At 69.0% G+C, this 26490-nt stretch carries 26 protein-coding genes; 9 read left to right on the forward strand and 17 right to left on the reverse strand.

The window, feature by feature from the left end; translation table 11 throughout:
* Positions 1-1330 (reverse strand): MMPL family transporter (locus ACWEMY_RS22865; RefSeq protein ID WP_452391684.1); only part of this gene is annotated, 1330 nt, incomplete at its 3' end.
* A 718-nt stretch (positions 1331-2048) separates the two neighbouring features.
* On the opposite strand from ACWEMY_RS22865, the gene ACWEMY_RS22870 reads away from it, so the two are divergent.
* Positions 2049-2240, forward strand: a complete 192-nt coding sequence (locus tag ACWEMY_RS22870; RefSeq protein WP_452391653.1) for a hypothetical protein — start codon at positions 2049-2051, stop codon at positions 2238-2240.
* 189 nt (positions 2241-2429) lie between these two features.
* Here the strand turns inward: ACWEMY_RS22870 and ACWEMY_RS22875 are convergent, their stop codons facing one another.
* Positions 2430-2765: a hypothetical protein gene (locus tag ACWEMY_RS22875; RefSeq protein WP_452391654.1), complete on the reverse strand. Its 336-nt coding sequence runs from the start codon at positions 2763-2765 to the stop codon at positions 2430-2432.
* A 218-nt stretch (positions 2766-2983) separates the two neighbouring features.
* On the opposite strand from ACWEMY_RS22875, the gene ACWEMY_RS22880 reads away from it, so the two are divergent.
* Positions 2984-3685: a histidine phosphatase family protein gene (locus ACWEMY_RS22880; RefSeq protein WP_452391685.1), complete on the forward strand. Its 702-nt coding sequence runs from the start codon at positions 2984-2986 to the stop codon at positions 3683-3685.
* Between the two features lie 330 nt (positions 3686-4015).
* On the opposite strand, the gene ACWEMY_RS22885 is transcribed toward ACWEMY_RS22880, so the two are convergent.
* From ACWEMY_RS22885 to ACWEMY_RS22900, 4 genes are all read right to left on the reverse strand, one after another.
* Entirely contained in the window at positions 4016-4210 is a 195-nt protein-coding gene (locus tag ACWEMY_RS22885) for a DUF2867 domain-containing protein (RefSeq protein WP_452391655.1), read from the reverse strand.
* 143 nt (positions 4211-4353) lie between these two features.
* Entirely contained in the window at positions 4354-5004 is a 651-nt protein-coding gene (locus tag ACWEMY_RS22890; protein ID WP_452391656.1) for a hypothetical protein, read from the reverse strand.
* A 37-nt stretch (positions 5005-5041) separates the two neighbouring features.
* The gene (locus ACWEMY_RS22895; protein WP_452391657.1) at positions 5042-7198 is read right to left on the reverse strand and encodes an elongation factor G-like protein EF-G2; all 2157 of its coding nucleotides are present in this window, start codon (positions 7196-7198) and stop codon (positions 5042-5044) included.
* Between the two features lie 111 nt (positions 7199-7309).
* Positions 7310-7597 carry a hypothetical protein gene (locus tag ACWEMY_RS22900; protein ID WP_452391658.1) on the reverse strand — a complete coding sequence of 96 codons (288 nt, stop codon included), beginning with the start codon at positions 7595-7597 and terminating at the stop codon, positions 7310-7312.
* A 401-nt stretch (positions 7598-7998) separates the two neighbouring features.
* Here ACWEMY_RS22900 and ACWEMY_RS22905 point away from each other — a divergent pair, with 401 nt between their 5' ends.
* The 3 genes from ACWEMY_RS22905 (at position 7999) to ACWEMY_RS22915 (ending at position 10765) form a co-directional block, all read left to right on the forward strand.
* The gene (locus tag ACWEMY_RS22905) at positions 7999-8841 is read left to right on the forward strand and encodes a hypothetical protein (RefSeq protein ID WP_452391659.1); all 843 of its coding nucleotides are present in this window, start codon (positions 7999-8001) and stop codon (positions 8839-8841) included.
* A 23-nt stretch (positions 8842-8864) separates the two neighbouring features.
* Positions 8865-9923, forward strand: coding sequence for a protein kinase family protein (locus ACWEMY_RS22910; protein WP_452391660.1), 1059 nt, complete (start codon positions 8865-8867; stop codon positions 9921-9923).
* Positions 9924-9985: 62 nt separating this feature from the next.
* Positions 9986-10765 (forward strand): hypothetical protein, encoded by a 780-nt coding sequence (locus tag ACWEMY_RS22915; RefSeq protein WP_452391661.1) that lies wholly within the window; start codon positions 9986-9988, stop codon positions 10763-10765.
* A 24-nt stretch (positions 10766-10789) separates the two neighbouring features.
* On the opposite strand, the gene ACWEMY_RS22920 is transcribed toward ACWEMY_RS22915, so the two are convergent.
* The 6 genes from ACWEMY_RS22920 to ACWEMY_RS22945 form a co-directional block, all read right to left on the reverse strand.
* Positions 10790-11881, reverse strand: coding sequence for a hypothetical protein (locus ACWEMY_RS22920; protein WP_452391662.1), 1092 nt, complete (start codon positions 11879-11881; stop codon positions 10790-10792).
* A 169-nt stretch (positions 11882-12050) separates the two neighbouring features.
* Positions 12051-12401 (reverse strand): hypothetical protein, encoded by a 351-nt coding sequence (locus ACWEMY_RS22925; RefSeq protein ID WP_452391663.1) that lies wholly within the window; start codon positions 12399-12401, stop codon positions 12051-12053.
* A gap of 333 nt (positions 12402-12734) precedes the next feature.
* On the reverse strand, positions 12735-13133 hold the full coding sequence (locus ACWEMY_RS22930) for a PPOX class F420-dependent oxidoreductase (RefSeq protein ID WP_452391664.1): 399 nt from the start codon (positions 13131-13133) through the stop codon (positions 12735-12737).
* 35 nt (positions 13134-13168) lie between these two features.
* On the reverse strand, positions 13169-13645 hold the full coding sequence (locus ACWEMY_RS22935; protein WP_375936971.1) for a DUF1772 domain-containing protein: 477 nt from the start codon (positions 13643-13645) through the stop codon (positions 13169-13171).
* Positions 13646-13778: 133 nt separating this feature from the next.
* The gene (locus ACWEMY_RS22940; protein WP_452391665.1) at positions 13779-14435 is read right to left on the reverse strand and encodes a hypothetical protein; all 657 of its coding nucleotides are present in this window, start codon (positions 14433-14435) and stop codon (positions 13779-13781) included.
* 126 nt (positions 14436-14561) lie between these two features.
* Positions 14562-14942, reverse strand: a complete 381-nt coding sequence (locus ACWEMY_RS22945) for a nuclear transport factor 2 family protein (protein ID WP_452391666.1) — start codon at positions 14940-14942, stop codon at positions 14562-14564.
* 165 nt (positions 14943-15107) lie between these two features.
* Between ACWEMY_RS22945 and ACWEMY_RS22950 the strand changes: the two genes are divergently transcribed.
* The 3 genes from ACWEMY_RS22950 to ACWEMY_RS22960 all read left to right on the forward strand — a co-directional run bounded on the left by ACWEMY_RS22950 (position 15108) and on the right by ACWEMY_RS22960 (position 17762).
* Complete coding sequence (locus ACWEMY_RS22950) at positions 15108-15905, forward strand: hypothetical protein (protein WP_452391667.1); 798 nt, start codon at positions 15108-15110, stop codon at positions 15903-15905.
* Positions 15906-15995: 90 nt separating this feature from the next.
* Entirely contained in the window at positions 15996-16778 is a 783-nt protein-coding gene (locus ACWEMY_RS22955; RefSeq protein WP_375936983.1) for an isoprenyl transferase, read from the forward strand.
* A 141-nt stretch (positions 16779-16919) separates the two neighbouring features.
* Complete coding sequence (locus ACWEMY_RS22960) at positions 16920-17762, forward strand: formate/nitrite transporter family protein (protein WP_375936986.1); 843 nt, start codon at positions 16920-16922, stop codon at positions 17760-17762.
* Between the two features lie 51 nt (positions 17763-17813).
* Here ACWEMY_RS22960 and ACWEMY_RS22965 read toward each other — a convergent pair whose 3' ends face one another.
* Together ACWEMY_RS22965 and ACWEMY_RS22970 are read right to left on the reverse strand one after the other, a co-directional pair.
* On the reverse strand, positions 17814-22073 hold the full coding sequence (locus tag ACWEMY_RS22965; protein ID WP_452391668.1) for a molybdopterin-dependent oxidoreductase: 4260 nt from the start codon (positions 22071-22073) through the stop codon (positions 17814-17816).
* Positions 22070-23272 carry a molybdopterin-binding protein gene (locus ACWEMY_RS22970; RefSeq protein ID WP_452391669.1) on the reverse strand — a complete coding sequence of 401 codons (1203 nt, stop codon included), beginning with the start codon at positions 23270-23272 and terminating at the stop codon, positions 22070-22072. Before ACWEMY_RS22970 ends, ACWEMY_RS22965 begins: the two co-directional genes overlap by 4 nt.
* Positions 23273-23502: 230 nt before the next feature.
* On the opposite strand from ACWEMY_RS22970, the gene ACWEMY_RS22975 reads away from it, so the two are divergent.
* A complete protein-coding gene (locus tag ACWEMY_RS22975; protein ID WP_452391670.1) occupies positions 23503-23871 on the forward strand; it encodes a gamma-glutamylcyclotransferase family protein in 369 nt (122 codons plus the stop codon).
* On the opposite strand, the gene ACWEMY_RS22980 is transcribed toward ACWEMY_RS22975, so the two are convergent.
* From ACWEMY_RS22980 to modA, 3 genes are read right to left on the reverse strand one after another with little or no spacing between them, the layout of a single operon-like run.
* Positions 23859-24908, reverse strand: coding sequence for an ABC transporter ATP-binding protein (locus ACWEMY_RS22980; protein ID WP_452391671.1), 1050 nt, complete (start codon positions 24906-24908; stop codon positions 23859-23861). The two genes, ACWEMY_RS22975 and ACWEMY_RS22980, sit on opposite strands and share 13 nt — an antisense overlap.
* Positions 24905-25717, reverse strand: coding sequence for a molybdate ABC transporter permease subunit (gene modB / locus ACWEMY_RS22985; protein WP_375937001.1), 813 nt, complete (start codon positions 25715-25717; stop codon positions 24905-24907). The genes ACWEMY_RS22980 and modB overlap by 4 nt, the downstream gene beginning before the upstream one ends.
* Positions 25714-26490: a molybdate ABC transporter substrate-binding protein gene (gene modA, locus ACWEMY_RS22990; protein ID WP_452391672.1), complete on the reverse strand. Its 777-nt coding sequence runs from the start codon at positions 26488-26490 to the stop codon at positions 25714-25716. Before modA ends, modB begins: the two co-directional genes overlap by 4 nt.

Below are 26490 nucleotides of genomic sequence, written 5' to 3' on the forward strand. Positions count from 1 at the left end.
CGGCCTCGGCGGTGGGGGCGACGATCTGGAGCATGCCCGGCGCACCCTCGCCCATCTGCGCCTGGACCAGTTCGTAGCCCTGGCGGACCGGGGCGTCGCTGGGCACGACCTCGATCGAGGGCATCGCGACCTTGAGCCCCAGCACGGGGATCGACAGCGCGATCAGCACCAGCAACGATCCGATGGCGAACGGCCACGGATGCTTGTGCAGCAGGTGGCCCCATGCCTCGAACAGCGGGGATCGATGCTGCTGTCGCTTGGCGATCGGGAGCGCGCCGGCGTTGACCTTCCGCCCGAGCTTGCCGAGCACGGCGGGCAGCAGGGTCAAGGTGGCGGCGAGAACGAACGTGACCGCGAGCATGATGCCGACGGCCATGGTCCGCACGGCGGGGGCAGGGACCAGCAGCACCGCGGACAAGGACACGAGCACGGTCAGACCCGACAGGACGACAGCCTTACCTGCGGTATCCATGGCCTCGGCGACGGCGGCGCGGGCGTCTCCGGTCTTGCCCAGCGCGTCCCGGAACCGCGCGACGATGAACAGGGCGTAGTCGATGCCGAGAGCGAGGGCGAACATCATCGCAAAGTTCATGGCCCACACCGAGATCGGCGTGACGGAGTTGAGCAGCACCAGGCCACCTGCCGACGCGACCAGACCGGCGAGGGTGAGCAGCAACGGCAGTCCCGCGGCGACGAGGGAGCCGAACGCCAGCACCATGATCGCGAGAGTGACCGGCCAGGAAAGCATCTCGGCCTGGATCATCGCGTCGTGGTTGGCCTTGTTGAAGTCACTCCACAGCGCCGATGCACCGGTGGGATAGACCTCGATGTCGGCGGTGGACAGTGCGCCCAGTTCGCCCTTGAGTTCGTCGACGGCCTTGACCATGTCGTCGGTGCTCGCGTTCGCCCCGGCGATCAGGATGCCGGTGTGTCCTTCGGGGCTGATCGACATGCCGGGTTGGGGTGCGATGACTTCGCCGAATCGCGGGTCGTCGGCGAACACCGCGGTGACGTCGGTGAGCACTTCCCGAACCTGCGGATCCGTGACGGTGAGGGTGTCCGAATGCACAACGACCTGCACCGCGGCGGAGGAGTTCCCGCCGAAATGCTGCTGAGCCAACTCGCGGACCTGCACCGATTCCGAGCCGTTGGCCTGCCAACCGGCGCCGGCCAACGAGCTGAAGACGCTCGGGGCCGCAGCTCCGAGCGCGATCAGCGCGATCAGCCACATCCCGAAAACCCACTTCGCATGGGTGGCCATGGTCGCGCCTATGCGCGCCAGCACGCCGCCCCCTATGGGCGGGCCGCCTGCTGGCTTCTGCCCTGTCATCACCGCCAACCGATCGTCGGCGACAGCGTCCTTGCTGGTCATTTCGGAGGTCTCCTTATACGGGTGGGGGTATTCAAACGGGCGCAGTTCACCACCGGGGTTCACGCGGAGCCGCCCCTTTGGACGGCTGAAACCGCGGACCGGCGACCCACTATATACCCCTGGGGGTAATTTTCATACCCCATGGGGTATCAAGGACACCAGTGGCGCGAGGGTCGTAGTTCTCGATACCAGAGATCACAGCCCGCGAATGGCAGCGCTCACCTGAGCACGACGAGCGGCGGGGATCCGCCCGTCGCCGTCGGGACCAGCAGACAAATCAGCGCCTGGATGGCGGAACCGAGTACCGATCCGAGCATCGGGAGCCCTCCCCCGGCCCTGAGGAAAGGCGCCACAGAACCGACGCAGCAGCTCGTATATGAGCGGTGCGCACTGCGTTTCGCGATATGTATTCGATCGTGCTCGATCACATATTGCTGGAAGACGTGCGTGAGCCGTGCGCACGTCTTCTTCCGGACCGAGCTCTGCATCGCCACCGGAATCGGCGTAGTCGGCAACGCCGCCCAGCCGTACTGCACGGACTTGATGCACGCTCATGCCCATGCCAGCGTGGGCAGGAGGGCTGATCTACTGATGTTCTGCCGGGGCGACAACCCGGCTGAGCTCGCGAAAATCGAGGACGAAATGCCAAGAGTCTCTGCGCCCTACCGATCCGACGATGGCTGCGATGACGCAGGATGGTTTCGAGGCCGCACCGGACACACTGTCAGAGGGTGAGGCCAGGCTGCTGCTCGGTTACCTGCGGTCGGCTGAGTGCATCGTCGCAGCAACAGGGATCATCGAAGATCCGTTCGTGCCTATGTCGAGTATCGTCGCGCCGCGCCGCCGACGGACTTCATCAACCATGTAAAGAGGCACAATTGGGTTGCACCGGATGTACCGGAGCAGCGTCTACTTGCAATCGCTCGCCATTTCGGAATGCCCGACGACTAGAGCCGGCCACGGCAGATCGTGGAACGCAGGCCAGTGCCGCTCGGCGGGCGGTCTCGAACGTCCGCACCTGCCGATGACCGAGCGGGCTGTCGCCCAGCGGATCCGCTCAGCTATCTGCAGGAAACCGGTGCTCGATCGTTTGACGAGCCATCATCCAGGCCGTTTCGAATTCCTCGGCCGTTATTTGCTCGAGGGCACTGGCCTCGACATCCCAATCGTCAGCGCTGCCCTCCGCGAGCACACCGTATTTGCGTTCGTACACCTGAACCGCAGCGAGTCCCCAGTGGTCTCGTGCATATGTCACCTCCGCCAGCGACGCGGCCGTGACCGGCTCACCGTCAGCACCGCACAGATCGATGTGCCGGTTCGGACGGCCATCGTCATCGAGTTCGATCAGGAGCCAGATGCCCTCCTCTGCGTAGAAGTCACGAATCCACCTCATCCCGACAAGTATTACGGCCGTCGGCCACCACCGAGCAAGCGCGCACCCGCGAAAAGCCAAGTGGCCGTGCTGGCCCGAGATCGGCTGGACGCACCGTAAGGCCGAGTGCCTTGTGCAAGCCGTCGTGCTAGTTGGTGCTCGCCGATGATGCCGACCGTGCGCGGTCCATGGCGCGAAAGATCCCGATGAATGGGAAGCCCCGTATTCGATTCGGTCGAATGTCCATTGCAGTCATGGCGGCTGCGGCCACCACCGCTACCACCGGCGTCGCGTCCGCCGATATCGACTTCGGAAGCTCCGGCGGCGGCGACATGGTCATCACCCTGGTGCGCCATGCCGAGTCCCTCGGTAATACTTCCGGCCTGATCGACACCAAGGTGCCCGGACCCGACCTTTCCGCACGCGGCCGGACCCAGGCCGACAATCTGGCCGTTCAGCTGGCCGGCAAGAATTACGACTGCGCCTTCGCGTCCAATATGGTGCGTACCGAGCAGACTGCGGCACCGACCGTCGCCGAGCAGGACCTGAGCCTCGGCATTGAGCCCGGTTTCCGGGAGATCGAGGCGGGCGAGTACGAGGGCACCCCGGAGGCCGACGCGCTGTCCGGGTACCTGCAGGCGCCGATCAAGTGGCTCTCCGGCGACCTGAACGCCCGGATTCCGGGCTCCATCGACGGCAACGAGTTCGACGGGCGCGTCGATCAGGCGCTGCTCGATGTGCAACGCAGTGGCTGCGTCAACCCGGTGATCTTCTCGCACGGCGGCACCATCATGTTCTGGTCGATGATGAATGCCGACAACGCCGACAAGAACAAGCTCGGCACCGACCCGATGCGCAACGGCGGCCGCGTCGTCCTCGAGGGCAACCCGCAGAAGGGCTGGACGATCGTCGAATGGGTCGGCCACCCCGACCTGGGCTGATTCACCGTTCCGCGCCCCGGTGCCACCGACACAATTCGATGGCACCGGGGCGCGGTTGCCTCTCAACCCAGGTCCCCATTGCGCAGTCGTGAGTCGCCCGGAACCACCGGATCCCATGGGTCGGACACCGTAAATGTAACCAGAGCGTCCGCAAATACAACTGTCGCGTAGTGACATTTGCGCACGGCTGACAGCCTGCGGACTGCCGACCTCATCGAACAAGAGGGTGGCCGAGGGAAGCCAACGGTCTACCGCCGCAACGACTCCTGATCGCCGGCCGGTACCCCGACGCGATACTCGATCGGCGCCGGGGCCGAATTGTCGCGAAGTTCAGGTGGTGGTGATCTGCCATTGCTTGCCGATGGTGCGGATCAGCGACGGCAGAACGAACAGCCGCCGGAACGGGTCGATGAAACGCAGATACACTTTGCCGACCAGACCGTTGGGCTTGACCAGCACCGCCATCTGCCCGTGGTATCCACCGCCGACGTCGCCCACCCAGCCGATGTGCAGGACCACGTGCACCGCGCGCTGGAAAAGCTCCTTTCGGTCGTCAGCATGTCGACTGCCCCCGAGTCAGTGGCGGCGCAGTGCGCAGCTGCCACACACGGTAGGTGAATTCGAGCGGCCCCGCGAGGACGTACGCCACATACCCGCCCCGACCGTTTCTAGGAGGTCGTGGTCCACGTCCGTGTGGGTGCTTCGCGGGTGGCGCAGGTGCCTGCGGGGAGGTCCAGGACGGACTGGAGGGTCGGGTCTTCGTCGATGGCGTGCCACAGGTGGCCGGTCTTGGCGTCGGGGCCGGGGTCGGATGGGCCGGTCAGGTGCCAGGAGCCGGCCTCGTCGTGGGCGACGTGCAGGATCGGTTCCTGTTGTTCGAAGACCTGGGAGGTCTGGACGGACTGGGTGCCGACGACCCAGTGGCGCATCCACCAGGCGCGGGTGTCCCGTTCCATCACCCGGTCGACTACCCACCAGATGAACGGCAGGTCTTCGTGCGCGCGTGCCTGTGCGGCGGTCAGGTCCGGGCCGCCCTGTGGCACCTGCTCGAAGGGGTCGTCGACGAGGGCGTAGGCGTGGGAGCCCTGGTGGGGGAAGACCACGGCGTGGAAGGTCGCGCCGCCGGGGTTGCCCGCGCCGATGCCGATGGTGATGCGGCCGGCGTGCGGATCGGAGCCGGTGGTCCAGCCCAGCGCGTAGGACGCCAGTTCGCCTTGCGGCCCGACGAATTCGCCGAATGCCCGCCGGTCCATGCCGGTCGCGTCCGCCGTCGGTACTTCGCTCATTCGGCCGGGAATCACCTGCACATCCGTGTTCACCCGGGGATCGTAGCCACTGTCGCTGTCGCCCGGCGATTCAGGCGGGGGCCTCGGCGCCTTCCTTGCGTGCCCGTTGCGCGGCGGCGGCAGGCATCGGCTCGTGGCGCAGGTACTCGCGGGTGAACGATCCCGCGCCGTGGGTGAGTGACCTCAGGTCGACGACATACCCGCTCAGTTCGAGTTCGGGGACCTCGGCGCGAATGTGGGTGCGGCCGGTCTCGGCCGGTTCGGTGCCGAGGATACGGCCGCGCCGGGTGGACAGGTCGCCCAGGACGGCGCCCAGGTGCTCGTCGGGCACGGTGACTCGCACCGCGGCGACCGGTTCGAGCAGCCGGGTGCCCGCCGTGTCGGCCGCGTCGCGCAGGGCGAGGGCACCCGCGGTCTGGAAGGCGGCGTCGGAGGAGTCCACCGAGTGCGCTTTTCCCTCCAGCAGGGTCACCCGCACATCCACCAGCGGATACCCGGGCGTGACCCCGCGCGCGGCCTGCGCCCTGGCCCCCTTCTCCACCGATCCGATGAACTGGCGCGGCACCACGCCACCGACCACCCGGTCGACGAACTCGAAACCTGTCCCCTGCGGCAGCGGTTCCACCTGGACCCGGCACACCGCGTACTGCCCGTGCCCGCCGGACTGCTTGACCAGCCTGCCGTTGCCCTCGGCCGGCGCGGCCAGGGTCTCCCGCAATGCCACCCGGAACGGTTCCACGTCCACGCGCACCCCGAACCGCCCGCGCAACCGTTCCAGCGCGACCTCCCGGTGCGCCTCCCCCAGACACCACAGCACCAGTTGATGGGTGTGCTCGTTGTTCTCCAGCCGCAGTGTCGGGTCCTCGGCGACGAGCCGGGTCAGGCTCTGCGAGAGCTTGTCCTCGTCGGCCTTCCCCTGCGCCCGGATGGCCACCGGCAGTAACGGTTCCGGCAGTTGCCACGGCTCGATCAGCAGGGGCTGCCCGGTGCTCGACAGTGTGTCGCCGGTTTCGGCGTGGCCGAGTTTGCTCACGAACGCGATATCGCCGGCGACGGCCTCGCTCAGGGTCCGCTGCTGTTTGCCCAACGGTGCGCTGACTCCGCCGACCCGGTCGTCGGCATCGTGTTCGCGTCCGCAGACGTGGACGGTGTCCTCGCTGTGCAGGGTGCCGGAGAACACCCGCACCAGCGATATCCGGCCCACGTACTGGTCCGACGAGGTCCGGATGACCTCCGCGGCGAGTTCGCCCGCCGGATCGCAGCGCAGTGCGGTGGGTGTGGCGCCGTTGCCGCGCGACACGGCCGCGACCGGGTGTTCGAGCGGTGTCGGGAACCCGCCCGTGATCAGTTCCAGCAGTTCGAGCGTGCCGAGGCCCTGTTCGGCGTCCTCGGGCGCCGGGGCCGCGAACAGCACCGGATGGAAGCTGCCGCGCGCCACGGCGCGTTCCAGGTCATCGACCAGGGTGTCGAGTTCGACGGGTTCGCCGTCGAGGTACCGGTCCATCAGCGTCTCGTCTTCGCTCTCGGCGATGATCGCCTCGATCAACCGATCGCGGGCCGGGTCGAGCTCGGTGAGCTGTTCGGCCGACGGTTCCGTGCGCTCGCGTTTGCCGCTGCGATAGTCGGCGACCCGGCGCTCGAGCAGTTCCAGCAGTCCGATCGCGGGCCGGTGCCCGTCGGCGCTCTTCGGTCCGTAGACCCGCAGGTGCAGGGGCACCACGGTGTCGCCCGCCGCGTCGGTCAGCAGCGCCTGACAGGTCTGGACCAGGTCTGCGTACTCGGCCCTGGCCGTGTCCAGGTGTGTCATCACGATCGCTCGCGGCATCCCCACCCGCGCGCATTCGGCCCACAGTTCCCGCGTCGCCCCCGCCACACCCTCGACACCGTCGGCCGCCGAGACCAGGAACAGTGCCGCGTCCGCCGCCCGCAGCCCGGCCCGCAGTTCGCCGACGAAATCCGGGCATCCCGGCGTATCGATCAGATTGATCTTCACCCCGCCCCACAGCACCGGCACCACCGACACCTGCACGGACCGGTGCTGGTGCCGTTCGACCTCGTCGTAGTCCGACAGCGACGTCCCGTCCTCCACCCGGCCTGCCCGGTTCACCGTCCCGGTCGCCAACGCCAGCGCCTCGACCAGCGTCGTCTTCCCCGCGCCGCTGCTGCCGACCAGCGCCACATTCCGGATGCTCTCCGGTCGCCGCGCCCCGTTCGTCCGCTCCACCATGTCGCACGCTCCCTCGGGTCTAGGGATCCACTCCTTCGAGCTTCCCACCGCGGGTGGGGGCACGTCCACGGTTGTCTCGCGGATCAGGCGTCCCTCGCCGAGCGGATCGTGTCAGGTCCTGCGACGGGACTCGAGGTACTGGCTGATCACGATGACCAGGAAAATCAGGCATCCCACCGCCGCGACGAAGCCGACGACCAGCGAGACCAGACCTTCTTCCCGATTGGCCGATCGCTGCTCGGCGTAGCTGCGCACCTGCACCGACGAGCCGATCTCCTGGCAGCGGTCGCCGCGGCTCATCTGCTCGTGGCCGCACGACACAGAGGTCTCGGTCAGTTTGTCGAATCCGTTCGAAATGCCGCCGATCGCGATCGCCACACCGAACAGCAGCCAGTACACAGCCCGCATCGGGCATCCCCCTCACACACTCCCGCCGGTCGCGGGCCGACCGGAGATTATCAGCCGCGCAGGACCTGGCCCACACCTCACCCCTCGGCTGAGTAGACCGGGACGGTCGCGCAGATGTGTTGCACGGCAACACGTATCGACCCCCTCGCGCCGAGGGCTGACCGAACTCGGTCGAAGCGGAAAGTCGTCTGATCGGGACCGGTAGGCTGCAGCCCGTGAGCGAGCTAGCGAATCCGGTTGGGGCAGAACACGAGTCGGCCGAGCGAGAGCTCGCCGCGTGGTGGGCGGACAATTGGGGCCGACCCGTGGACCTCGGATCGCTCGCCGACATCCTTCCCGCGCTGCTCCGAGCGGACTTCGGCCGTTGGTCGCGGGCCGACATGGAAAAGCCGATGACCGCCGTCGGGTCGCCCACCGTCACGGATTCCGGAGATCTCCTGGCGGAGGCCGCCGATGCGCGACTCACCGCCATCAAGGCTGACAGCGCCGACGAGAAGTTCGGATTCGGCGAGTTCCGAAGTCTGGAACTGACTTTCACCTGTCCGCACGAGCAGCGGGACTCGATGTTCATCGGCGCTCTCAGCGCTTGCGTCGAGTTACTCGGCGCCCCGGACCTGGTGGGTGGCCCGGAGGCCAGGGCCATCTGGCGTCGCGACGGGAGAACCTTCATCCTGTATCGCAGGCTCGACCCGAGCTCGGTGCAGGTGACCATCGAGCCGACGGCGGCCCGTGACGAAGCCGACCACACGGCGTCATGGCAGGGAACGTGGGAGCCGTACTGCCGCTGGCTGGCGTGGCCGGACGAGTCGCGCCGCTACGACGTCGGAGTCATCGGCGCCAAGGAGCCGACGACCACCGATCTCGCCCGGTTCGAATCGGAACTCGATGCCCTGTTCGACTCCTTGAACTGGGACCTTCCCCTGCTGTATCCACATGCGACGTATGTCATTTGGCAGCTGACCATCCCCGATCGCCCGGACTGGCTCGTGCAGGGCTGGTTCTGCGCCTACGCCGCACACCGTCTGGAGATCCGGGAGGACGGCGAACTACGCGCCCGGATGTATCCCCACGCCCGGAACTCCGGGCTCGAGATCGCCGCCGACACCAAGGCGGCGGTGCGCGCCGGGGGCGTCACCCAGCCGGGCCGTCAATTGCGTTTCCGCGCTTGGATGTCACCCACCACCGCGGATCTCCAAGCATTTCGACTGGGTCTGGAGTGGGACGAGCACAGTTGACAGCGGCGGACCCGGGATTCGACATGTCGGCTGGTGCGCGCTCGGCTACCTACAGTGCCGTCTCGTCCACACTGGCGCGGTGCAGTGACCGCGAACTGGGCGACCTGCTCGAGACCGCGACGCCATGGGGTTCCGGGATCGGCGGGACTTCGGAACTGCTGGAGGTCGACCGAACCCCGGTCTTCGTCAAGCGGCTGCCGCTGACCGATCTGGAGCGGCAGCCGGACAACATCGGGTCCACCGCGAATCTCTTCGGCCTCCCTAGCTTCTTGCACTTCGGTCTCGGAATCCCCGGCAGCCCGGGGTGGGGAGCATGGCGGGAACTGGCCGTGCACACCATGACGACGAATTGGGTTCTCGCGCAGGATCATGCGGGCTTTCCCCTGATGTATCACTGGCGGATGTTGCCGCACGCCGGGCCGATGCTGCCCGAGGAACTGGCCGACGTGGACAACGTCGTCGCCTATTGGGGTGACGGCGCAGAGGTGCGTCACCGGCTCGAGGCGATCCGGGACTCCTCGGCGTGTATCGCTCTGTTCCTCGAGTACATCCCGCAGAACCTGCACGACTGGCTGGACACCCGGGTGAAGGCCGGTGGAGAGACGGCCGCGCGGGCGTGCGCGATGGTGGAAAGGGAGCTCCAGGCCGGAGTCTCGTTCATGAACGCCCGCGGGTTGCTGCATTTCGACGCCCACTTCCAGAACATTCTCACCGACGGTGAGCGCCTGTTCTTCACCGATTACGGACTCGCGATCTCCTCCGGGTTCGACCTGTCGAAGCAGGAGTCCGACTTCTTCGCGGCACACCGGTCCTACGACCACGCCTACACCCGCACCCACCTGGTCCAGTGGCTCGCCACCGCGCTGTACGGGTACGGGCGCGACGAGCGCGTCGCGTTCGTGCGCGCCTGCGCCCGAGGGGAACCGCCGTCCGGGATTCCGGCGCCGATCGCCGCGATCCTCCTCCGCCACGCCCCGATCGCCGCGGTGATGACCGACTACTACCGCGAGTTCCGTTTCGAGAGCAGACAGACCCCGTATCCCCTGGCGGCGATCCGCAGAACCGGCTTGCTGGACAGCTGATTCTCGTTGTAGCCTCGGCAACTCCGTTGCCGCGGGAACCGCTTGCGCGGCAGGCTGATCCGGTGCAGGTCGACAACTCCGGACATCACATCTACAAATCGCCCTTCGGGCCGCCTCGGGTCTATCGCGAGCTCGAGTGGCCGCGCGAGCCGCATGTCCTTCCGGTGGAGCGCGAGCGGGACGCGGCGCGGTATGCGGTGGACGCGATCCTGGAGTTGTCGCGCGATCTGTTCCTTCCGCTGGAGTTCGGGATGTTCCGGTGCGTGACACACGATGACGATGGCGCGTGGATCACCAGCAGACCGGAGAACAACGACTACTGGTACCTGAACACACCGGACAGGGAACCGGAGCCGATCTGCGCGGACGCGGTGGTCATCGAGGTCGAGACCGTCGACGCGTCGACCATGACGACGATGGTCGACGATCAGCTGACGGAATTCGACGAGGGGTCCACGCGCCGATGGTCCGGCTGGAGCGAGATCCACGTCCACGACACGCTCGCCCGGCTGCCCGGCTCCTTGGCACCGACCGGCGATGCGTTCATCGTCGACGACTTCGACAACAACTGTCGCGACCTGCGCGTTTCTGTGCAACGGCGAGACGGAGGAGCATGGGTCGGCAAACCCGACCCCGGATTCCGGACGCCGATCTCGGTCGTCGCCGTGCGGGACGGGCTGGTATCCGGCATCACCGACGACGAAGGCCACTACACGACCATTTCGCTGTCGATCGACGTCATGTGGTCGGTGTGGTGGCGGGAGGGTTCGCCGGGCCGTGGCGTGCTCGACGTCGCGATGGAACGTCTCCACCGGCTCGGCTGGGCACCCGATCCCGAATGACGGAGCCGGTCCCTTGGCAGCAGCTCACCGACGGGCTGCGTGGTCGGGGAAACGTTGTCGCAGGGCGCGGTCGAAAGCCTTGAACTGGGCGCGGGTGTCGGAGAAGCGGAGCCATCCGCGCCATCGGTACCAGCGCATCGACGCGCGCGCTTGCTCGGTGCGGCCGTTCAGCAGGTCCAGCACGACGACCGCGCGTAAGAGGTCGGCGGTGCCTCGGTGACGCGCTCGGGCGGTGAGTCGGGCCGGGTCCGCTCGGGTGCGCAGCCATTCCACGGCCGCGTCGCCGGTTGCCGTGGTGACGAAGGCGGCGGGCTCGAAGCCGCCACCATCGGCCCATGTGGTGGTGTCGAAAAGCGCCAGGCGCACGGTGTCGAGACGGCCCTGAAGTGCGTCAGGCGCCGGGGAGCCGCCCCACACTTCGGCAGGCATGGTGGCCAGTACCTGTCCGACCTCCGGAGCGACCAGTTCGAGGTCACCGTCCACCAGTATCCGGCCGTAGTCGTGGAACGGCCGGTCCGCGACCACGTACGCGCGCACTCCGGGGATCGCGGTGTCGGCGGCGAAATCGGTCGGCCCGGCGCCGTCCGGCGGTGAGACGCGTGTGAACCCGGCCGCGCCCAACCCCGCTGCCACCACGTCCACGGCATCGCCGAAATCGGGTGACGTGCCGTCAGGGACGAGACCTTCGAAAGCTGGCTCGTCACTGTCTGTTTCCGCCATCCGGCAGTACAGATAGCCGGTGAGTTCCTCGGCCATGTCCACCGGGATCTGCCAGAAGTCTCCGGTCGGCCACAGGCGTTCGCAGATCGCCGGGAAGCCCGGGGGAAGGTCGCCTTCGCCCTCGGCCATCGCGCCGGTCGATTCGGGATGGTAGGTGATCGACCAGGTCTGGCGGCCGTCCGACCATCCGGTGGCTTTGCTCCACGCGACATTCTCGAGCAGCGAACACGTGACCAGGTCACACCCGCGCGAGAGCCGCGGGAGATCGGTTGCCGCCAAGAGTTCCTGACTGTCGTGTCCCTGCGCGATGAGCAACCACCCGCCCGGCAGCATTGCCGCCGAGCAGGTTCCGACGTCAGGAAACTCCGAGCGTTCCCCGGTGGGCCGCAGTCCCATCTCCGCGAAGACCAGCTCGGCGGACTTCCCCCGCACCGCGATCCAATTCTCTTTGGCCCCCATGCGTGCCCGCACGTCCTCTCGTCGCGGGCAGATTACCGAGTGGCACCGACAAACCCCGCCGCTGTCGCGACCCGGTCCGGCACTGGTCGCCCGTGTTGAGAATCGGTCATCGCGATACCCGCACGACGGCCGGCCTCGCCACACCCGCCGGGTATCCCACCCGCGTCAGCAGGGCCGAACGAGGACTCCTGGGCGAGACAGCGACTTCCTCCGCGGAGACATGCGGCGACAGCTCCGCGTCCGCCGGGCTCGGCGTGCCGCGACTACGCTGCCACGCGACGACGAACAGTGCCGCGGCGACAGCGAGGGTCACCGCCACGGCGAGGATCGCCAGCGTCAGCGAAGCGCCGACGGCGGTGCCGTCCTCGGTGGCGCCACTGCGCTGGATCAGGATCGCGGCGGTCAGCGGGCCGAGCATCCCGGCACCGGCCGCGGTGAGCAGCATCGCTCCGGTCACCAGCTCCACCACGCCCAGAGGCCGCCGTGACCGCACCCGAACGGCATGCTGGCATCTCCCTGGCGAATGAAACGATCCCACTTCGTCCATCTCCGACCCCTTCCGCATCCGTGCTGATCAACGCATCCGAAACCGGTAAGTAGACGGTAATTCACAGACATGGTCGAGCGGTCGACCTGACATCGAACAGAGACCGAAACTGTCATCAGCAATCAACCAGCGACCACATGTGTCGCGCATCGGGAGTCCTGCGGAGCGCGGCGACACCGCACCGGGCCCCCGGCTGAGCCCGGCGCCCTCGGCCGTGATGCTCCGATGGGGGCGATCGCGCGGTTACCCCGCGGCGCGGCCGGTGAAGTCGAAGGAGCCGCCGTCGATGCCCCAGGAGATGATGCGTTCGGGGTGGATGCGGATGATCGTGCGTTCCTGCGGTGGGAACGGGGGTTCTTCGTCGTCGAGGGTCTCGGCGGTGCCGCGGATCTCGATGCCGCGGATCACGTAGGGGTCCAGGGAGACCTGCTGGTCGATGACGAACGAGACCCGGCTGCCCGCTGCGACATTGCGGAACTTCAGGCTGGCACGCATCCGCATGCCGCCGATGTCGACGGTGCCGTCGGCGTTGACCCGGTAGTCGGTCGGGTTGTTCTGCACGATCCCGTCGGGCGACACCGTGGCCAGGCGGCCGATTCCGGCCTCGCCGAGGAACTGCTGCTCATTGGCGGTGAAGGTCATGTCGGGTACTCCTCGGAGAGAGGTCGGGGCGGGGATCAGAACAGGATGAGCGCGACGCAGAGTCCAGCGAGGGCGATGAACTGGAGGGCGACGCGGTATTTCAGGATGCTGTCCCACTTGTCCTGCAGCGCACGGGCATCCGGTGGGATGATGCCGCTCTGGGCGGCGGCGGTCTGCCGGGTGTTGATCGGCTTGGCCACGCGCACATAGAAAGCGAGCCAGGTGAGCAGCGCCGCCACCGCGATCCCCGCCGCCACCGCCGCGCCGATCTGCCCGGCCACCAGCGCGATCACCACGGTGAGCACCGCGGCGACCACGCCACCCGCACCGACCACCGGCATCCGCTTGTCGCCGTAGTAGTGCCCCCACCCCGCACTCAGGGTGACGGTCGCGTCGTCGAGCTTGCGATAGACGGACCGTGTGATCACGGCCCCGCAGACATCGGTGCCGTAGACGACGGCATTGGCGAGAACAGCGGCGACGGCGACGATCTGGCCGGTGACGATGAGCATTTCGGTTTCCCTTCTCCGAATTCTAGCGGTGCTAGAAGCTAGAGCAACGGTAACACCCGTTCGTCATCATGTCTAGCGCTGCTAGATTTCCGGGCAGCTCAGATCCCCCGGCGACGCGAAGCCGCGGCGTGGTTCACGCGGCCGCACCGCGCCTGTCGCCGGAGGATCGCCGTGCGGCGATACGCACCACGAGGGCGCCGATCAGGATCGCGACAGGTATTGCGTACCAGGGGTTTCCGGGGATGCGACTGGCGTTGATGTAGACGAAGAGGAACCAGATGAGCCAGGCGCCCGCGCCGACGACGGAGTGCCAGCGGTCCGTGCGGAACCAGGAGGTGACCCGGTCGAACGACGTCGCGACGAGGAACACGATGGCGAGGTAGCCCAAGCCGCCGACGATGATCGACAGGGCGGAGGCCAGGGTCCAGAAGGTGGGCGAGTCGGTGGTGGCGAGGGCGATGATCGCGGCGAGGTGGATGCCGTGCGACATGGCGAAGGACAAGCCCAGGTAGCGACGGTTTCGCACCAGCCAGCGTGTCGGCTCGGCGGGCCGCAGCGTGTGCAGTGCGAGGGCCAGGAAGGCGGACAGGAACAGGACCAGGGAGGTTCTGGCGGTCGAGCGGATGAGCAGCCGGTAGCCATCGGTGTCCCATCCCGCCACTGCCAGGACCACCAGGGTCATCATCCCCAGCAGGGCCGTGATCGTGGTGAAGACGGGCCAACCGTCGAAGCGGGTCTGCCCGATCGGTGCCGCGCCGTCCACCGGCCGTTCGCTGAGATTCCGCCCCATCAACACACCCCCGTGCCGCTCGGCTCGCGGAGTGCGTGACGAGCAGTCCGAGCCTACGCCTCGGCACCCAATTCAGCGTGCTCGCAACATGTTCCGTCGGTCACGAAGAATGTCGGGTGCGTCCGTTCAGTCCGGCTTGCGGGTGGTGATGTGGGTGAGGGCGCAGCGCCAGTGGTTGTCGGTGCGGACGAAGACGTCGGTGGTCCATTCGTCGGCGTCGAAGCGTCGGCCCTGGAAGTGGGCGGTGTTGGTGACGCGGGTGGTCAGCAGGGCCGTGTCGCCGTGGTGGCGGATGTGGGGTTCGCCTTCGCGTTGCATCGCGGAGTGGGTGAGGGCGCCGGAGCGGACCAGGGCGAGGAAGCGGGCGGCGGGGGTGATGCCGGTTTCGGAGACGATGATCCAGTCGTCGGTCATGAAGGTGGCGATGGCGTCGGCGTCGTTGGCGACGATGGCGATCTGCCAGTCGTCGAGGACTGTCAGCAGGGCGGTGTCGGTGGAGGTCGTCATAGGCCCACGCTAGGAGCGGTGGTGAGGCCGGGGCTTGGACGAATGGAACGGTGGCGGAGTGTCATAGCCGATCACCGCCGGGGCGAAACAGATCACACCCGGGTAGCGCCGGGCGATCGGGTGGCGATGAGCCAGGCGACAGACCGGACTGCGGAAGGACTGGACATGGCTGGACGACATCGCGCGGTGAGCAAGCAGCGCAAGGCCCTGCGCGGGCTGCCCGCGGCGGTGGCCCTGCCCGCGGCGATCGCCTTCGGCGTCGGTCCGGGAGTGGCGCAGGCCGCGCAGACGGTCACCGACGCCGACCTGCCGGACATCACGGCCGCGCAAGAGTCGCGGTATGCCGCCGGGCCGCACTCCTCGGTCGACGCCCAGCAGTTCGATGTGGCCGCGCGGCAGTACGGCGGTGCCGCGCAACAGGATCGGGTCGCGGCACACCCCTCCACCCGGCCCGTCCCGGTCGACGCCGCCACCGAACACCGTGTGGCACAGCTGATCTCCACCACTGACGACTTCACGGCCGACGCGCGGCTCACGACCGAAGCCGCGCCCCACGCCGAGCCGGGCATCGCAGCGCACGCCCACTCGGTCGTCACGCCGTACGCCGAACCGGCGGACGGGCCACACGCCCAGCCGGTCGCCGCCGCGCACGCACCGGCCGCCGATCCCATCGCCACCGCCGCCCCGATCGCCAGCCCGATCGAGAACGCCACCTACCTCGGCTCCACCGCCGGACAGGTCATCGGCGGGCTCACCGGCGCCACCCTGGGCGTGCTCGGTGGCACCGCGCTGGCCACGCCGCTGGCCGTCCCGACCGGTGGTCTGGCCGTGCCCGTCGGCGCGGTGGCGGGCGGCATCGTCGGTGGTGTCGCGGGGACCTATGCCGGGTACTACGCAGGTGCCATGATCGGGACCGCGCTCGCGCAGCAGGCGCCGCACCTCATCCCCAACGTCCTGCCCTGAACCGGCCCGACTCTTCGTCCGGCCTGCTCCTCGCTATACTGCCCCGATTCGAGGTGCTGTCAGGAAAACCGCGACATTAAGAAGAGTTGAATGAAGCTTCTGCCCTTGTTCTTGCGTCAGCCGATGGAGACGGTCTACGAGCGTCGCCTCGCGACGACCCTGGTCGGGCTCCCGCGGCCGCAGCACATCGGGATCATGCTCGACGGCAATCGGCGCTGGGCGCGCGAAGCCGGGCACGACGACGTGCGGGAGGGCTACAAGGCCGGGGGCGCCAAGGTCGTGGAGTTCCTGGAGTGGTGCACCGCCGCCGACATCGCGCACGTCACCCTGTTCATGCTCTCCGACGACAATCTCGGCAGGCCGTCCGAGGAGCTCGGGCCGCTGATCGAGATCATCGAGGCGACCGTGCGTGACATCTCCGCGGCGGGCCGCCCGTGGGAGGTGCAGGTCATCGGGTCGCTGGATCTGCTCCCCGGTGACACCGCGCGGGTGCTCAAGGAAGCCGCCGCCGAGACCACCGGGCGCGGCGGCACCAAGGTGGACGTGGCGGTCGGCTACGGCGGCAGGCGCGAGATCGTCGACGCGGTCAAGCGCGCGTTCCGCCAGCACATCGGCACCGGCGGCGACCCGCTGGACCTGATCGACAAGTTCGACGTCGACGACATCTCCCGCCACCTCTACTCCCCCGCGGGCGAGAACACCGACTTCATCATCCGCACCTCCGGTGAGCAGCGCCTGTCCGGTTTCCTGCTGTGGCAGTCGGCCTATGCCGAGATGCAGTGGCTGGACTGCTACTGGCCCGCGTTCCGGCGGATCGATTTCCTGCGCGCGCTGCGCTCCTACGCCGGACGGCAGCGCCGCTTCGGCAAGTGAGCCCGCACCTCACCGTCACAGCGCCCCGGGCTGCGAGCAGTCCTTAACCCGGCAAACTATTTTGTTCGCACCGGCGAAACACCCGCTCTCTACGTTGTTCAGCGGTCACCGCGATGGTGACCGCTGTCGTAGGAGGCACCGTTGACCTATGTGAAACCGTCGGAGCTGGCGCACGCGCTGATCGACGCGGGTGAGTCGAAGATCTTCATGTCGACCAGGGACACGGTGATCCGCGCCTACATGGCCGGTGCGCTGCTGACCCTGGCCGCCGCGTTCGCGGTGAAGATGACCGTGGACACCGGCCAGCCGATCATCGGCGCGCTGCTGTTCCCGGTGGGTTTCTGCCTGCTGTATCTGCTCGGCTACGACCTGCTGACCGGTGTCTTCGTGCTCACCCCGCTGGCGTATCTGGCCAAGCGGCCGGGCGTGACGCTGCGCGGCATCGCGCGCAACTGGGGGCTGGTGTTCCTGGGCAACTTCGCGGGCGCCTTCACCGTCGCGCTGCTCACCGCGGTGTATGTCACCTACTGCTTCGACACCCCGATCACCGACGCGGCCAACGCCTTCGCGGCCTACGGGCAGAAGTTGTCGCACATCGGTTCGGACCGCACGCTCGGCTACGCCGATCACGGTGTGGCGGGCTGGATCACGGTGTTCGTGCGGGGTGTGCTGTGCAACTGGATGGTGTCGACCGGAGTGGTCGGCGCGTTCCTGGCCAAGGACGTGCTGGGCAAGATCGCGGTGATGTGGTTGCCGATCATGCTGTTCTTCGCCATGGGTTTCGAGCACTCGGTGGTCAACATGTTCCTGTTCCCGGTCGGCATCCTGCTGGGCGCGGACTTCACCTGGGCCGACTACCTGGTCTGGAACGAGCTGCCGACGGTGCTCGGCAATATCGTCGGCGGGCTGTTCTTCACCGGTCTGATGATCTACATGACCCACTACAAGACCGCGCCCAAGCGCGAGGTGGTCGAGGCGGCCTGATCCCCGCCGGAAAGCCCGTGCCCTCCTGCCGGGGGCACGGGCTTTCGCCGTTCAGTAGACGTCGCGCACGTAGCGCTTGTCGGTGGACAGTTTCTTGACGTAGGCGTCGGCGTCGTCCTCGGCCATGTTCCCGTGGTGGGCGACGATCTCGCGCAGCGCGGCGTCGACGTCCTTGGCCATGCGGGAAGCGTCTCCGCAGACGTAGAAGTGCGCGCCGTCGGCGATCCACTTCCACAGCTGCGCACCGTGTTCACGCATCCGGTCCTGGACGTAGATCTTGGCGCGCTGGTCGCGGGAGAAGGCCACATCCAGTCGCGAGAGCACGCCGTCGCGCTGGAGCTGTTCGAGTTCGTCGCGGTAGTAGAAGTCGGTGGCCTCGTGCTGTTCGCCGAAGAACAGCCAGTTGGCGGCCTGGTCGCCGCGGGCGCGGCGGTGCTCGAGGAAACCGACGAAGGGCGCGACGCCGGTGCCGGGCCCGATCATGACGGCCGGGACGGTGGGGTCGTCGGGCGGCCGGAAGTGCGGCGCCGACTGCACGTGCAGCACCAGCGGCTGGCCGGGTTCGGCGTCGGCCAGATACGACGAGCACAGCCCGCCACGCGCCCGCCCGGTGACGCTCTCGTAGCGGATCACCGAGACCGTCGTGCACACGCGCGTCGCGTCGACCAGCGGGCTCGACGAGATCGAGTACAGCCGGGGCTGGAGCCGCTTGAACAGTCCGACCCACTCCTGCGCCTGGGCGGTGAGCGCGAACTCGGCGGCGATATCGGCGGGCTGGCGCCCCCACAGCCATTTGGCCAGCTCGCCCTTGTTGTCCGGGCGCAGCAGGGTCTTCACGGTGCGGTCGCCGGTGTGGTCGGCGACGAAACGCAGCAGTTCGGTGGTGGTCCTGGTCAGGTCGAGGTAGCCCTCTAGCGCGATCGACAACGGCATGGCGCCTGCCTTGGGCACCTCCACGGTGGTGGCCGGGTCCATGCCGGTGACGGCGAGGAACTCCCACACCAGGCCCAGGTCATTGGCCGGGCGGACACCGAGCGCGTCGCCGACGTCGTAGGTCAGGTCCGAACCGGCCAGGTCGTAGGTGAACTGGCGGACTTCCTTCTGCGCGCCGGGCAGACTCAGCAGCCGGTTGCCGACGAGCCGCCCGGTGGGGGTCTCGGCGCGCACCGCCGTCGCCGCGGAACCCGGTGCGGCGGCACCGGTTCGGTTCACCGGCGCGGCGGAGATGGTCGCGGCGGGTGCGGGTCGCGCGGGTGTCGAGCCCGCCTGGGGCGCGGCGACCGGACCGGGCTGATCGGCGGCCAGCGCGGGCAGCAGTGCGGTGAGCCAGCTCCCGGCCGCCTCCTCGAAGTCCGGTTCGCAGTCGACCCGGGGAATCAGCCGCTGCGCGCCGAGTTCGGCCAGCCGTTCGTCGAGGCGGCGGCCGTGCCCGCAGAACGCGTCGTAGTTCGAGTCGCCGAAGGCCAGGACCGCGAAACGTCGTCCCGCGAGGGCGGATTCGCCCGCACCGGTGAGTGATTCCCAGAAGGCGGCGCCGTTGTCGGGGGCGTCGCCGTCGCCGAAGGTGCTCGACACGATCACCAGGTCGGCGTCGGTGGGGATCTCGGCGACGGTGATGCCGTCCATCGCGCGCAGGACCGGTTCGCGCCCACCCGCGCCGAGGGCGGGGACGGCGGTGCCGGTGACGAAATCCTCGGCGTTGCCGGTCTGCGAGGCCCACAGCACGAGCAGCGGACGCACGGCGGGCGCACCCGCTGTCGCCGGCGGCGTGGTGGTCGAGGGTGCCGCCGAGACCACGGCGGGCGGGATCGGCTGATGGGCGCCGAAGACACCGGCGAGCATGCCGTCGATCCAGGCCGCGGTCGCCGGGTGCAGCGGATTGCCGGGCGGCAGCACCGGGACCACGGCCGTCTCGTGCCGGGACACACCGGCCAGGAATCCGGCCAGGTACCCCTGTTCGGTGGCCGAGAGTTCCGGCGTGGCCAGGCTCCCGAGACCGAGCAGGTCGGCCGCGGTGTGGGCCAGGCCGGGCACCGCGGGCCGTGGCGCGGGAACCGATCCGCCGACCTCGACCGGCGGCGCGCTCACGGTCGGCGGCGCATCGACCGCGCGCGGCTCCTGCGGTTCGATGACGATCGGCGCGGGCACCTTGGCGAGCCGGACCGCGCACACCTTGAACTCCGGCTGCTGCGAGATCGGGTCGATCGCATCGTTGGTGACGGCATTGACGGCCTTGTACTCGCCGAACAGGTCGTTCCAGTGGAACGGCGCGAACACATCACCCACCCGCACCCGGTCGGTGACCACCGCGGGCAGCACCGCCCGGCCGCGCCGGGAGGCGATCTCGAGCCAGTCGCCCTCGGCCACCGACAGCCGGGCGGCGTCCTCGGGATGGATCTCGGCGAACGGGCCGGGGTTGAGTTTGTTGAGTTTCGCGATGCGGCCGGTCTTGGTGAGGGTGTGCCATTGGTGTTGCACGCGACCGGTGTTGAGCAGGAACGGGTAGTCGTCGTCGGGGAGTTCGGCCGGTTCCAGGTGCGGGCGGGCGAAGAACACCGCGCGGCCGGAGGCGGTCGGGAACCACAGGCGCGGGGTGGTGCCGTCCTCGCGGGTGCGCAACTCCTGGCTGATGCCGTCGTTGCGGTAGCGGATCGGGTTGCGGGCGGGACCGTCCGGGGCGACCGGCCATTGCAGTGGCCCTTCGCGCAGCCGTTCGTAGGTGGCTCCGCGCAGGTCGTAGCCGGTGCGCGGGTTCCAGAAGCCCTTGATCTCCTCGAAGATCTGCTCGGCGCCGTCGTAGGTGAACGCGTCGGCATAGCCCATGGCGCAGGCGATCCGGGCGATGAGCTGCCAATCCGGCAGGGCGTCACCGGGCGGGTCGATGACCTTCTGCACCAGGGTGAGATTGCGTTCGGAGTTGATCATCACCCCCTCGTGCTCGATCCACAGCGTGCCGGGCAGGACCACGTCGGCGTAGGCATTGGTCTCGGTGTCGGCGAACACGTCCTGGGTGATCACCAGCTCCGCGGCCTCCAGCCCGGCCAGCACGGTCTTGCGATTGGCCACCGTGGCAACGGGATTGGTGCAGATGATCCAGCACGCCTTGATCTGTCCCTCGGCCATGCGCGAGAACATGTCGATGGTGCCGGTCCCGACCTCGGTGCGCAGCGTCCCCGGCGCGAGGTTCCAGCGGTCCTCGACGAAGGCGCGATCGGCGTCGGAGAGCACGGCGCGCTGGCCGGGCAGACCCGGGCCCATGTACCCCATCTCGCGCCCACCCATGGCATTGGGCTGGCCGGTGAGCGAGAACGGGCCACTGCCCGGCCGGCAGATCGCCCCGGTGGCCAGGTGCAGGTTGACCAGGGCGTTGGTGTTCCAGGTGCCGTGGGTGGACTGGTTGAGGCCCATCGTCCAGCAGCTCATCCACTCCTTCGCCGTGCCGATCAGCTCGGCGGCCGCGCGCAGGTCCTCCACGGCCAGGCCGGTCAGCGCCGAGACCGTGGCGGGGTCGTAGTCGGCGAGGAATTCCGGCAGGCCGTCGTAGCCCTCGGTGAACTCCGCGACGAACTCGCTGTCGACATGCCCGGCCTCCACCAGCAGGTGCAGCAGGCCGTTGAGCAGAGCCAGATCCGTGCCGGGGGTGATCTGGAGGTAGAGGTCGGCCTTCTCGGCGGTGGCGGTGCGGCGCGGGTCGACCACGATCAGTTTCGCGCCCGCCTTGACCCGATCCATCATGCGCAGGAACAGGATCGGGTGACAGTCGGCCATGTTCGCACCGATGACGAAGAAGACCTCGGCGTGATCGAAGTCCTCGTAGGAGCCGGGCGGGCCGTCGGCGCCGAGGGAGAGCTTGTAGCCGCTGCCCGCGCTGGCCATGCACAGCCGCGAGTTCGACTCGATCTGGTTGGTGCCGACGAAACCCTTGGCCAGTTTGTTCGCCAGATACTGGGCTTCCAGGGTCATCTGGCCGGAGACGTAGAACGACACCGCGTCGGGGCCGTGCTCGTCGATGATCGCGCGCAGGCGGGCAGCGGTTTCGGCGATGGCCTTGTCCACGGCGGTGGCGATCGGCTCGGTGCCGCGGGTGGCGCGGACCAGGGCGGTGCCGAGCCTGCCCTCGCCTGCCTTCAGCAGGTCGGCGTGGCTGCCGCCCTTGGTGCACAGCCGTCCGCCGTTGGCCGGGTGCGCTTTGTCGCCCGGCGCCTTGCGCACGATCTTGGCGCCGTCGGCGCCGGTGCCGACCTCGAGGGCGATGCCGCAGCCGACGCCGCAGTAGGAGCACACCGTGCGCACGGTCTCGGTGCCGCTCATCGCGGGAGCAGGATCAGCTCGGCCAGTGTGCCGCGCGCGCTTCCCGGTGGTAGCACCGCCAGCGCCTGGGCGGTGACCAGGTGCGCCAGGTGCGGGATGCCGACGGCGCCGGTGGCCCGCCACACCCCGCCGTCGACCTGGGTCACCGGGACGATGTCGGTGGTCTGGCCCGGCGGGGAGGACCGGTCGACGAGCCTGCCGCGGATCTTGCCGGGCACCCGGTCGGTCAGCGCGTCGACCACGCAGCGGGTGGTGACCATCAATGCCGTGATCGCCTCGAAGGGGTTGGCGGGCACCACGATCAGGGTGCGGCCGTCGGGCAGCCGCGCGATCAGCTGTTCGCCGCCGGGCCGGATCATCACGCCGTCGACCACGATCTCGGCGCCGACCTCGGTGAGCAGACAGCGCATCTCGTCGAGCGCGCCCACCACGATCACCAGTTCGGCGTCGGCGGGCATGGCGAACCAGGCGCGCAGCAGTTCCCCGTCGGCGATCTGCCAGACCTTGCGGCAGCGGATGTCGCCCGCGGCCAGGAAGCTGGCCACGACCGGGGTCACCGCGTCCTCGCCGCGTGGGCCGGGGGCGAACCGGCTGCCGGTGACCAGCACGTCGGCCGAGACCGGCCCGCGCACGGTGGCGGTGACGATGTCGGCGCTCGACCCCACCGAGACGACCGCGGGACCGACCCGGGTGCCCGCGGCGGCGAGCACCGTGCCCGCGTGCCACTGCTCGCCGCGCACGCGGGTGTCGTCGCGCAGGGGCGCGTGCGGCGCGCGCATCAGCACGACGCGGCCCGAGACCCGGGAGAACATCACGTCCTCGGCGCGCATGACGGCGGTCGCGCCCATCGGCGTCGGCGTGCCGTGCGCGATGCGCGCCGACTCACCGTCGTTGAGGGCGGCCATGCGCGGATGCACGCGCTCGGGGCGCACGGTCCACCACGGTCCGGGACCGCTGACCGCGTAGCCGTCGAGGGCGGCGGCGTCCATCGGCGGCTCGGCCGCGGTCGCCACCAGCGGGGCGGCCAGGGTCGCGCCGACCGCGTCGGCCAGCACCCTGGTCACCGGGGTGAGCGGCGCGAGGCCGCGGCGCAGGATGCGCGACAGGCTCAGGACCGAGACATAGACAGCCGACGGCACCGCCGGCGCGACCTCCGCAGCACCGGGCACGATCTCGGTCAACCCACCACCTCCAACCATGGAAATATCCTCATTTTCGGTTATTGCCCCACAGTGTCTCCGCAATTGCCGGTTGATCACCGATATCTCACCCGCAGTTACGGAGTGCTGTGCGTTCGCGATGGACAGCCGTAACCCCCAGGTCAGCGCGACGAACCGCCCGGACGCGAGCCGTGGCACGACCCCGGCACAGGCCGATGAGGGATAGATCACCTTGCGGTGCGCGACGCGGATGCGTTCGATTCCCCGGTATGACCGAGTCCTTGTTGTTCTCCTACGGCACCCTGCGTCAGCCCGAGGTCCAGCGGGCCGTGTTCGGGCGGTTGCTGCGCGGGCGGGCCGCCGAGATCGCCGGGTTCGCGCTGGCCGAGGTGACCATCACCGATCCGGCGGTGATCGCCACCAGCGGGTCGGCGGTGCATCCGGTGCTGGTGCCCGCGGACCCGGCGGCGGGCGTGCCGGGAACGGCGTTCGAGGTCGGCGACGACGATCTGCTGGCCGCCGACGCCTACGAGGTCGACGACTACACCCGCGTGCTGCTGCCACTGCGGTCCGGCGACGAGGCGTGGGTGTACGTGCTGGCGGCCGCCGCGCCGGGCCGGACGGCTCAGGCCGGATAGGTGCGGATCTCGGTCGCCTTGACCGAGGCCCACAGCCGCATACCGCTCTGCACCCGCAGATCCGCGACCGTGGCGGGGGTGACCTCGGCGAGCACCGCCGGGCTGCCCGCCAGGCGGATGCGGGTCAGATGGGCGTGCTGCTCGACCCCGGCGACAGTGGTCTCCCAGGTGTTGCGCGGACTGCCCACGGGCGGTTCGGGATACAGGGCGACCGCGCTCGGCGGGAACGCGAGATGGACCGGGCCGGTGGTGGATTCGGGGATCGTGAGCGTTCCGCCCCCGGCCAGCGTCACCGAAGTACCTTCGGCGACACCGCGATACAGGTTCAATCCGACCAGATTGGCCACGTAGTCGGTGCGGGGCCGCTGGGCCACCTCGGCAGGCGGGCCCTCCTGTACGACGCGGCCGTTCTCGATGATGACGAGCCGATCCGCCAGCACCATGGCGTCGAGCGGGTCGTGGGTCACCAGCACGGTGTGGCCGGGGAAGTCGGCGAGGTGGTGGCCGAGTTCGGCGCGCACCTGCAGACGGGTGCTGGCATCCAGGGCGGCCAGCGGTTCGTCGAGCAGCAGCAGCGCGGGATCGGTGGCGAGTGCGCGGGCCAGCGCGACCCGCTGGGCCTGTCCGCCCGACAGCGAACGCGGCTTGGCCGAGGCGTGCTGAGCCAGGCCGACCCGGTCCAGCCAGCCCGCCGCGCGCTGCCGGGCGAGCTTGCGCGGCATCCCGCGCGCCTGCAATCCGAAGGCCACATTGTCCAGGGCGCTCATGGTCGCGAACAGCAGATAGTCCTGGAAGACCACACCCGCCGACCGGTGCTCGGCGGGCACGAAGCGGGCGGGTGGTTCGTCCCAGATCCGCTCGTCGAGCCGCAGGCGGCCGCCGGTGAGGGGGGTGAGCCCGGCCAGGGCGCGCAGGGCGGTGGTCTTGCCCGCGCCGTTGGGGCCGAGCAGGGCGACCACCTCGCCCGGTGCCACGGTGAAGGCGAGGTCGATGGTGAAATCGCCCTGGGCGATGCGCAGTTCGGCGTCCAGGCTCACAACGGTCCTCGAGTCCAGCGGTCGCGCAGGGCGGCCAGCACGGCGACCGAGACCGCGAGCAGCACCAGGCTCAGCACGATCGCGTCGGCGGGGTCGGTCTCCAGGGCGAGGTAGACCGCCAGTGGCATGGTCGTGGTGGTGCCGGGGAAGCTTCCGGCGAAGGTGATGGTGGCGCCGAATTCGCCCAGCGCCCTGGCCCAGCAGAGCACGGCTCCGGCGACGACGCCGGGCATCACCGCGGGCAGCGTGACGCGGCGGAAGGTCAGCCAGCGCGAGGCGCCCAGGGTCGCGGCGGCCTCCTCGTATCGCGGGTCGCTCGCCCGCAGCGCGCCCTCCACCGAGATGACCAGGAACGGCATCGCGACGAACGCCTCGGCCACAATCACCCCGGCGGTGGTGAACGGCAGCGAGAAACCGAACCAGTCGTAGAGATAGCTGCCGACCAGTCCGCGCCTGCCGAGCACGAGCAGCAGCGCCACACCACCGACCACCGGCGGCAGCACCAGCGGCACCGTCACCAGGGCGCGCACGATGCCCAGGCCCGGCACCTCACCGCGGGCCAGCAGCCACGCCAGGGGGATGCCGAGCACGAGACACACCGCCGTGGCCGAGGTCGCGCACACCAGCGACAGCCGCAGCGCCTGCCCGACCTCCGCGCTCATCAGCCGCTCCGGCAGGGTGCGCCACGGCGCCCGCACCAGCAGGCCGATCATCGGCAGGATCAGGAAGGCCAGCGCGCAGACGGCGGGCAGCACCAGGATCAGCGGTCGCCGACCCCGGACCGCCCGCCGCCGCGCGATGCCGGTCACGGGGTGTCGAAACCGGCTTCGGCGAACTCCGCGCGGGCCTTGTCCGAGCCGATGAACTCGACGAAAGCCGCCGCGGCGGCACTGTTGGGTGCCTTCGCCAGCGGAGCGATCGGATAATCGTTGACCGCCTTGGTGGACTCGGGGAAGTCGATCCCGTCGACCTTGTCACCCGCCGCCTGCACATCGGTGCGATACACCAGCGCCGCGTCGACCTCACCGAGAGTCACCTTGGTCAGCACCGCCTTCACATCGGACTCGCGGGTGTCGGGCTGCGGGGTGATCCCGGCGGCCTCGAACACGGTCTTGGCCGCGGCGCCGCACGGCACCTGCTCGGCGCACAGCGCGATCTTCTCGTCGGGATTCGCGAAATCGGTGAGGCCGGTGATCTGGCTCGGATTGCCCTTGGGCACGGCGATCTCGAGCCGGTTGCGCACGAAGACCACCGGCGCGGCGGTGATCTCGCCCGCGTCGACCACCTGCTGCATGTTCCTCGGCGCCGCCGAGGCGAACACATCGGCCGGGGCGCCCTGCTTGATCTGCTCGGCCAGCGCCGAACTGGCCCCGAAGTTGAACACCACCTTCGTGCCGGGATGCGCGGCCTCGAACTGCTTGCCCAGCTCGGTGAAGGTCTCGGTGAGCGAGGCGGCGGCGAACACCGTGACGGTGCCGCCGACCTGATCACCCGCGGGCGCCGCGTCGGTGTCGTTGCCGCAGCCGACCGCGGCCACGGCGATCACACCGGCGATCGCCGCCGCGCGAAGTGTGCGAATCAT

The organism is Nocardia sp. NPDC004415 (assembly GCF_053602435.1).

Excerpts from the sequence above, each read along its gene's own strand:
- ACWEMY_RS22975 (WP_452391670.1), top strand. The coding sequence starts at position 23,503 with ATGACCGAGTCCTTGTTGTTCTCCTACGGCACCCTGCGTCAGCCCGAG.
- ACWEMY_RS22875 (WP_452391654.1), bottom strand. The coding sequence starts at position 2,765 with ATGAGGTGGATTCGTGACTTCTACGCAGAGGAGGGCATCTGGCTCCTG.
- ACWEMY_RS22920 (WP_452391662.1), bottom strand. The coding sequence starts at position 11,881 with ATGGGACTGCGGCCCACCGGGGAACGCTCGGAGTTTCCTGACGTCGGA.
- ACWEMY_RS22945 (WP_452391666.1), bottom strand. The coding sequence starts at position 14,942 with ATGACGACCTCCACCGACACCGCCCTGCTGACAGTCCTCGACGACTGG.
- ACWEMY_RS22895 (WP_452391657.1), bottom strand. The coding sequence starts at position 7,198 with ATGGTGGAGCGGACGAACGGGGCGCGGCGACCGGAGAGCATCCGGAAT.
- ACWEMY_RS22970 (WP_452391669.1), bottom strand. The coding sequence starts at position 23,272 with ATGGTTGGAGGTGGTGGGTTGACCGAGATCGTGCCCGGTGCTGCGGAG.
- ACWEMY_RS22930 (WP_452391664.1), bottom strand. The coding sequence starts at position 13,133 with ATGACCTTCACCGCCAATGAGCAGCAGTTCCTCGGCGAGGCCGGAATC.
- ACWEMY_RS22880 (WP_452391685.1), top strand. The coding sequence starts at position 2,984 with ATGTCCATTGCAGTCATGGCGGCTGCGGCCACCACCGCTACCACCGGC.
- modA (WP_452391672.1), bottom strand. The coding sequence starts at position 26,490 with ATGATTCGCACACTTCGCGCGGCGGCGATCGCCGGTGTGATCGCCGTG.
- ACWEMY_RS22870 (WP_452391653.1), top strand. The coding sequence starts at position 2,049 with ATGGCTGCGATGACGCAGGATGGTTTCGAGGCCGCACCGGACACACTG.
- ACWEMY_RS22910 (WP_452391660.1), top strand. The coding sequence starts at position 8,865 with ATGTCGGCTGGTGCGCGCTCGGCTACCTACAGTGCCGTCTCGTCCACA.
- ACWEMY_RS22950 (WP_452391667.1), top strand. The coding sequence starts at position 15,108 with ATGGCTGGACGACATCGCGCGGTGAGCAAGCAGCGCAAGGCCCTGCGC.
- ACWEMY_RS22905 (WP_452391659.1), top strand. The coding sequence starts at position 7,999 with ATGACCGCCGTCGGGTCGCCCACCGTCACGGATTCCGGAGATCTCCTG.
- ACWEMY_RS22940 (WP_452391665.1), bottom strand. The coding sequence starts at position 14,435 with ATGGGGCGGAATCTCAGCGAACGGCCGGTGGACGGCGCGGCACCGATC.
- ACWEMY_RS22955 (WP_375936983.1), top strand. The coding sequence starts at position 15,996 with ATGAAGCTTCTGCCCTTGTTCTTGCGTCAGCCGATGGAGACGGTCTAC.
- ACWEMY_RS22935 (WP_375936971.1), bottom strand. The coding sequence starts at position 13,645 with ATGCTCATCGTCACCGGCCAGATCGTCGCCGTCGCCGCTGTTCTCGCC.
- ACWEMY_RS22965 (WP_452391668.1), bottom strand. The coding sequence starts at position 22,073 with ATGAGCGGCACCGAGACCGTGCGCACGGTGTGCTCCTACTGCGGCGTC.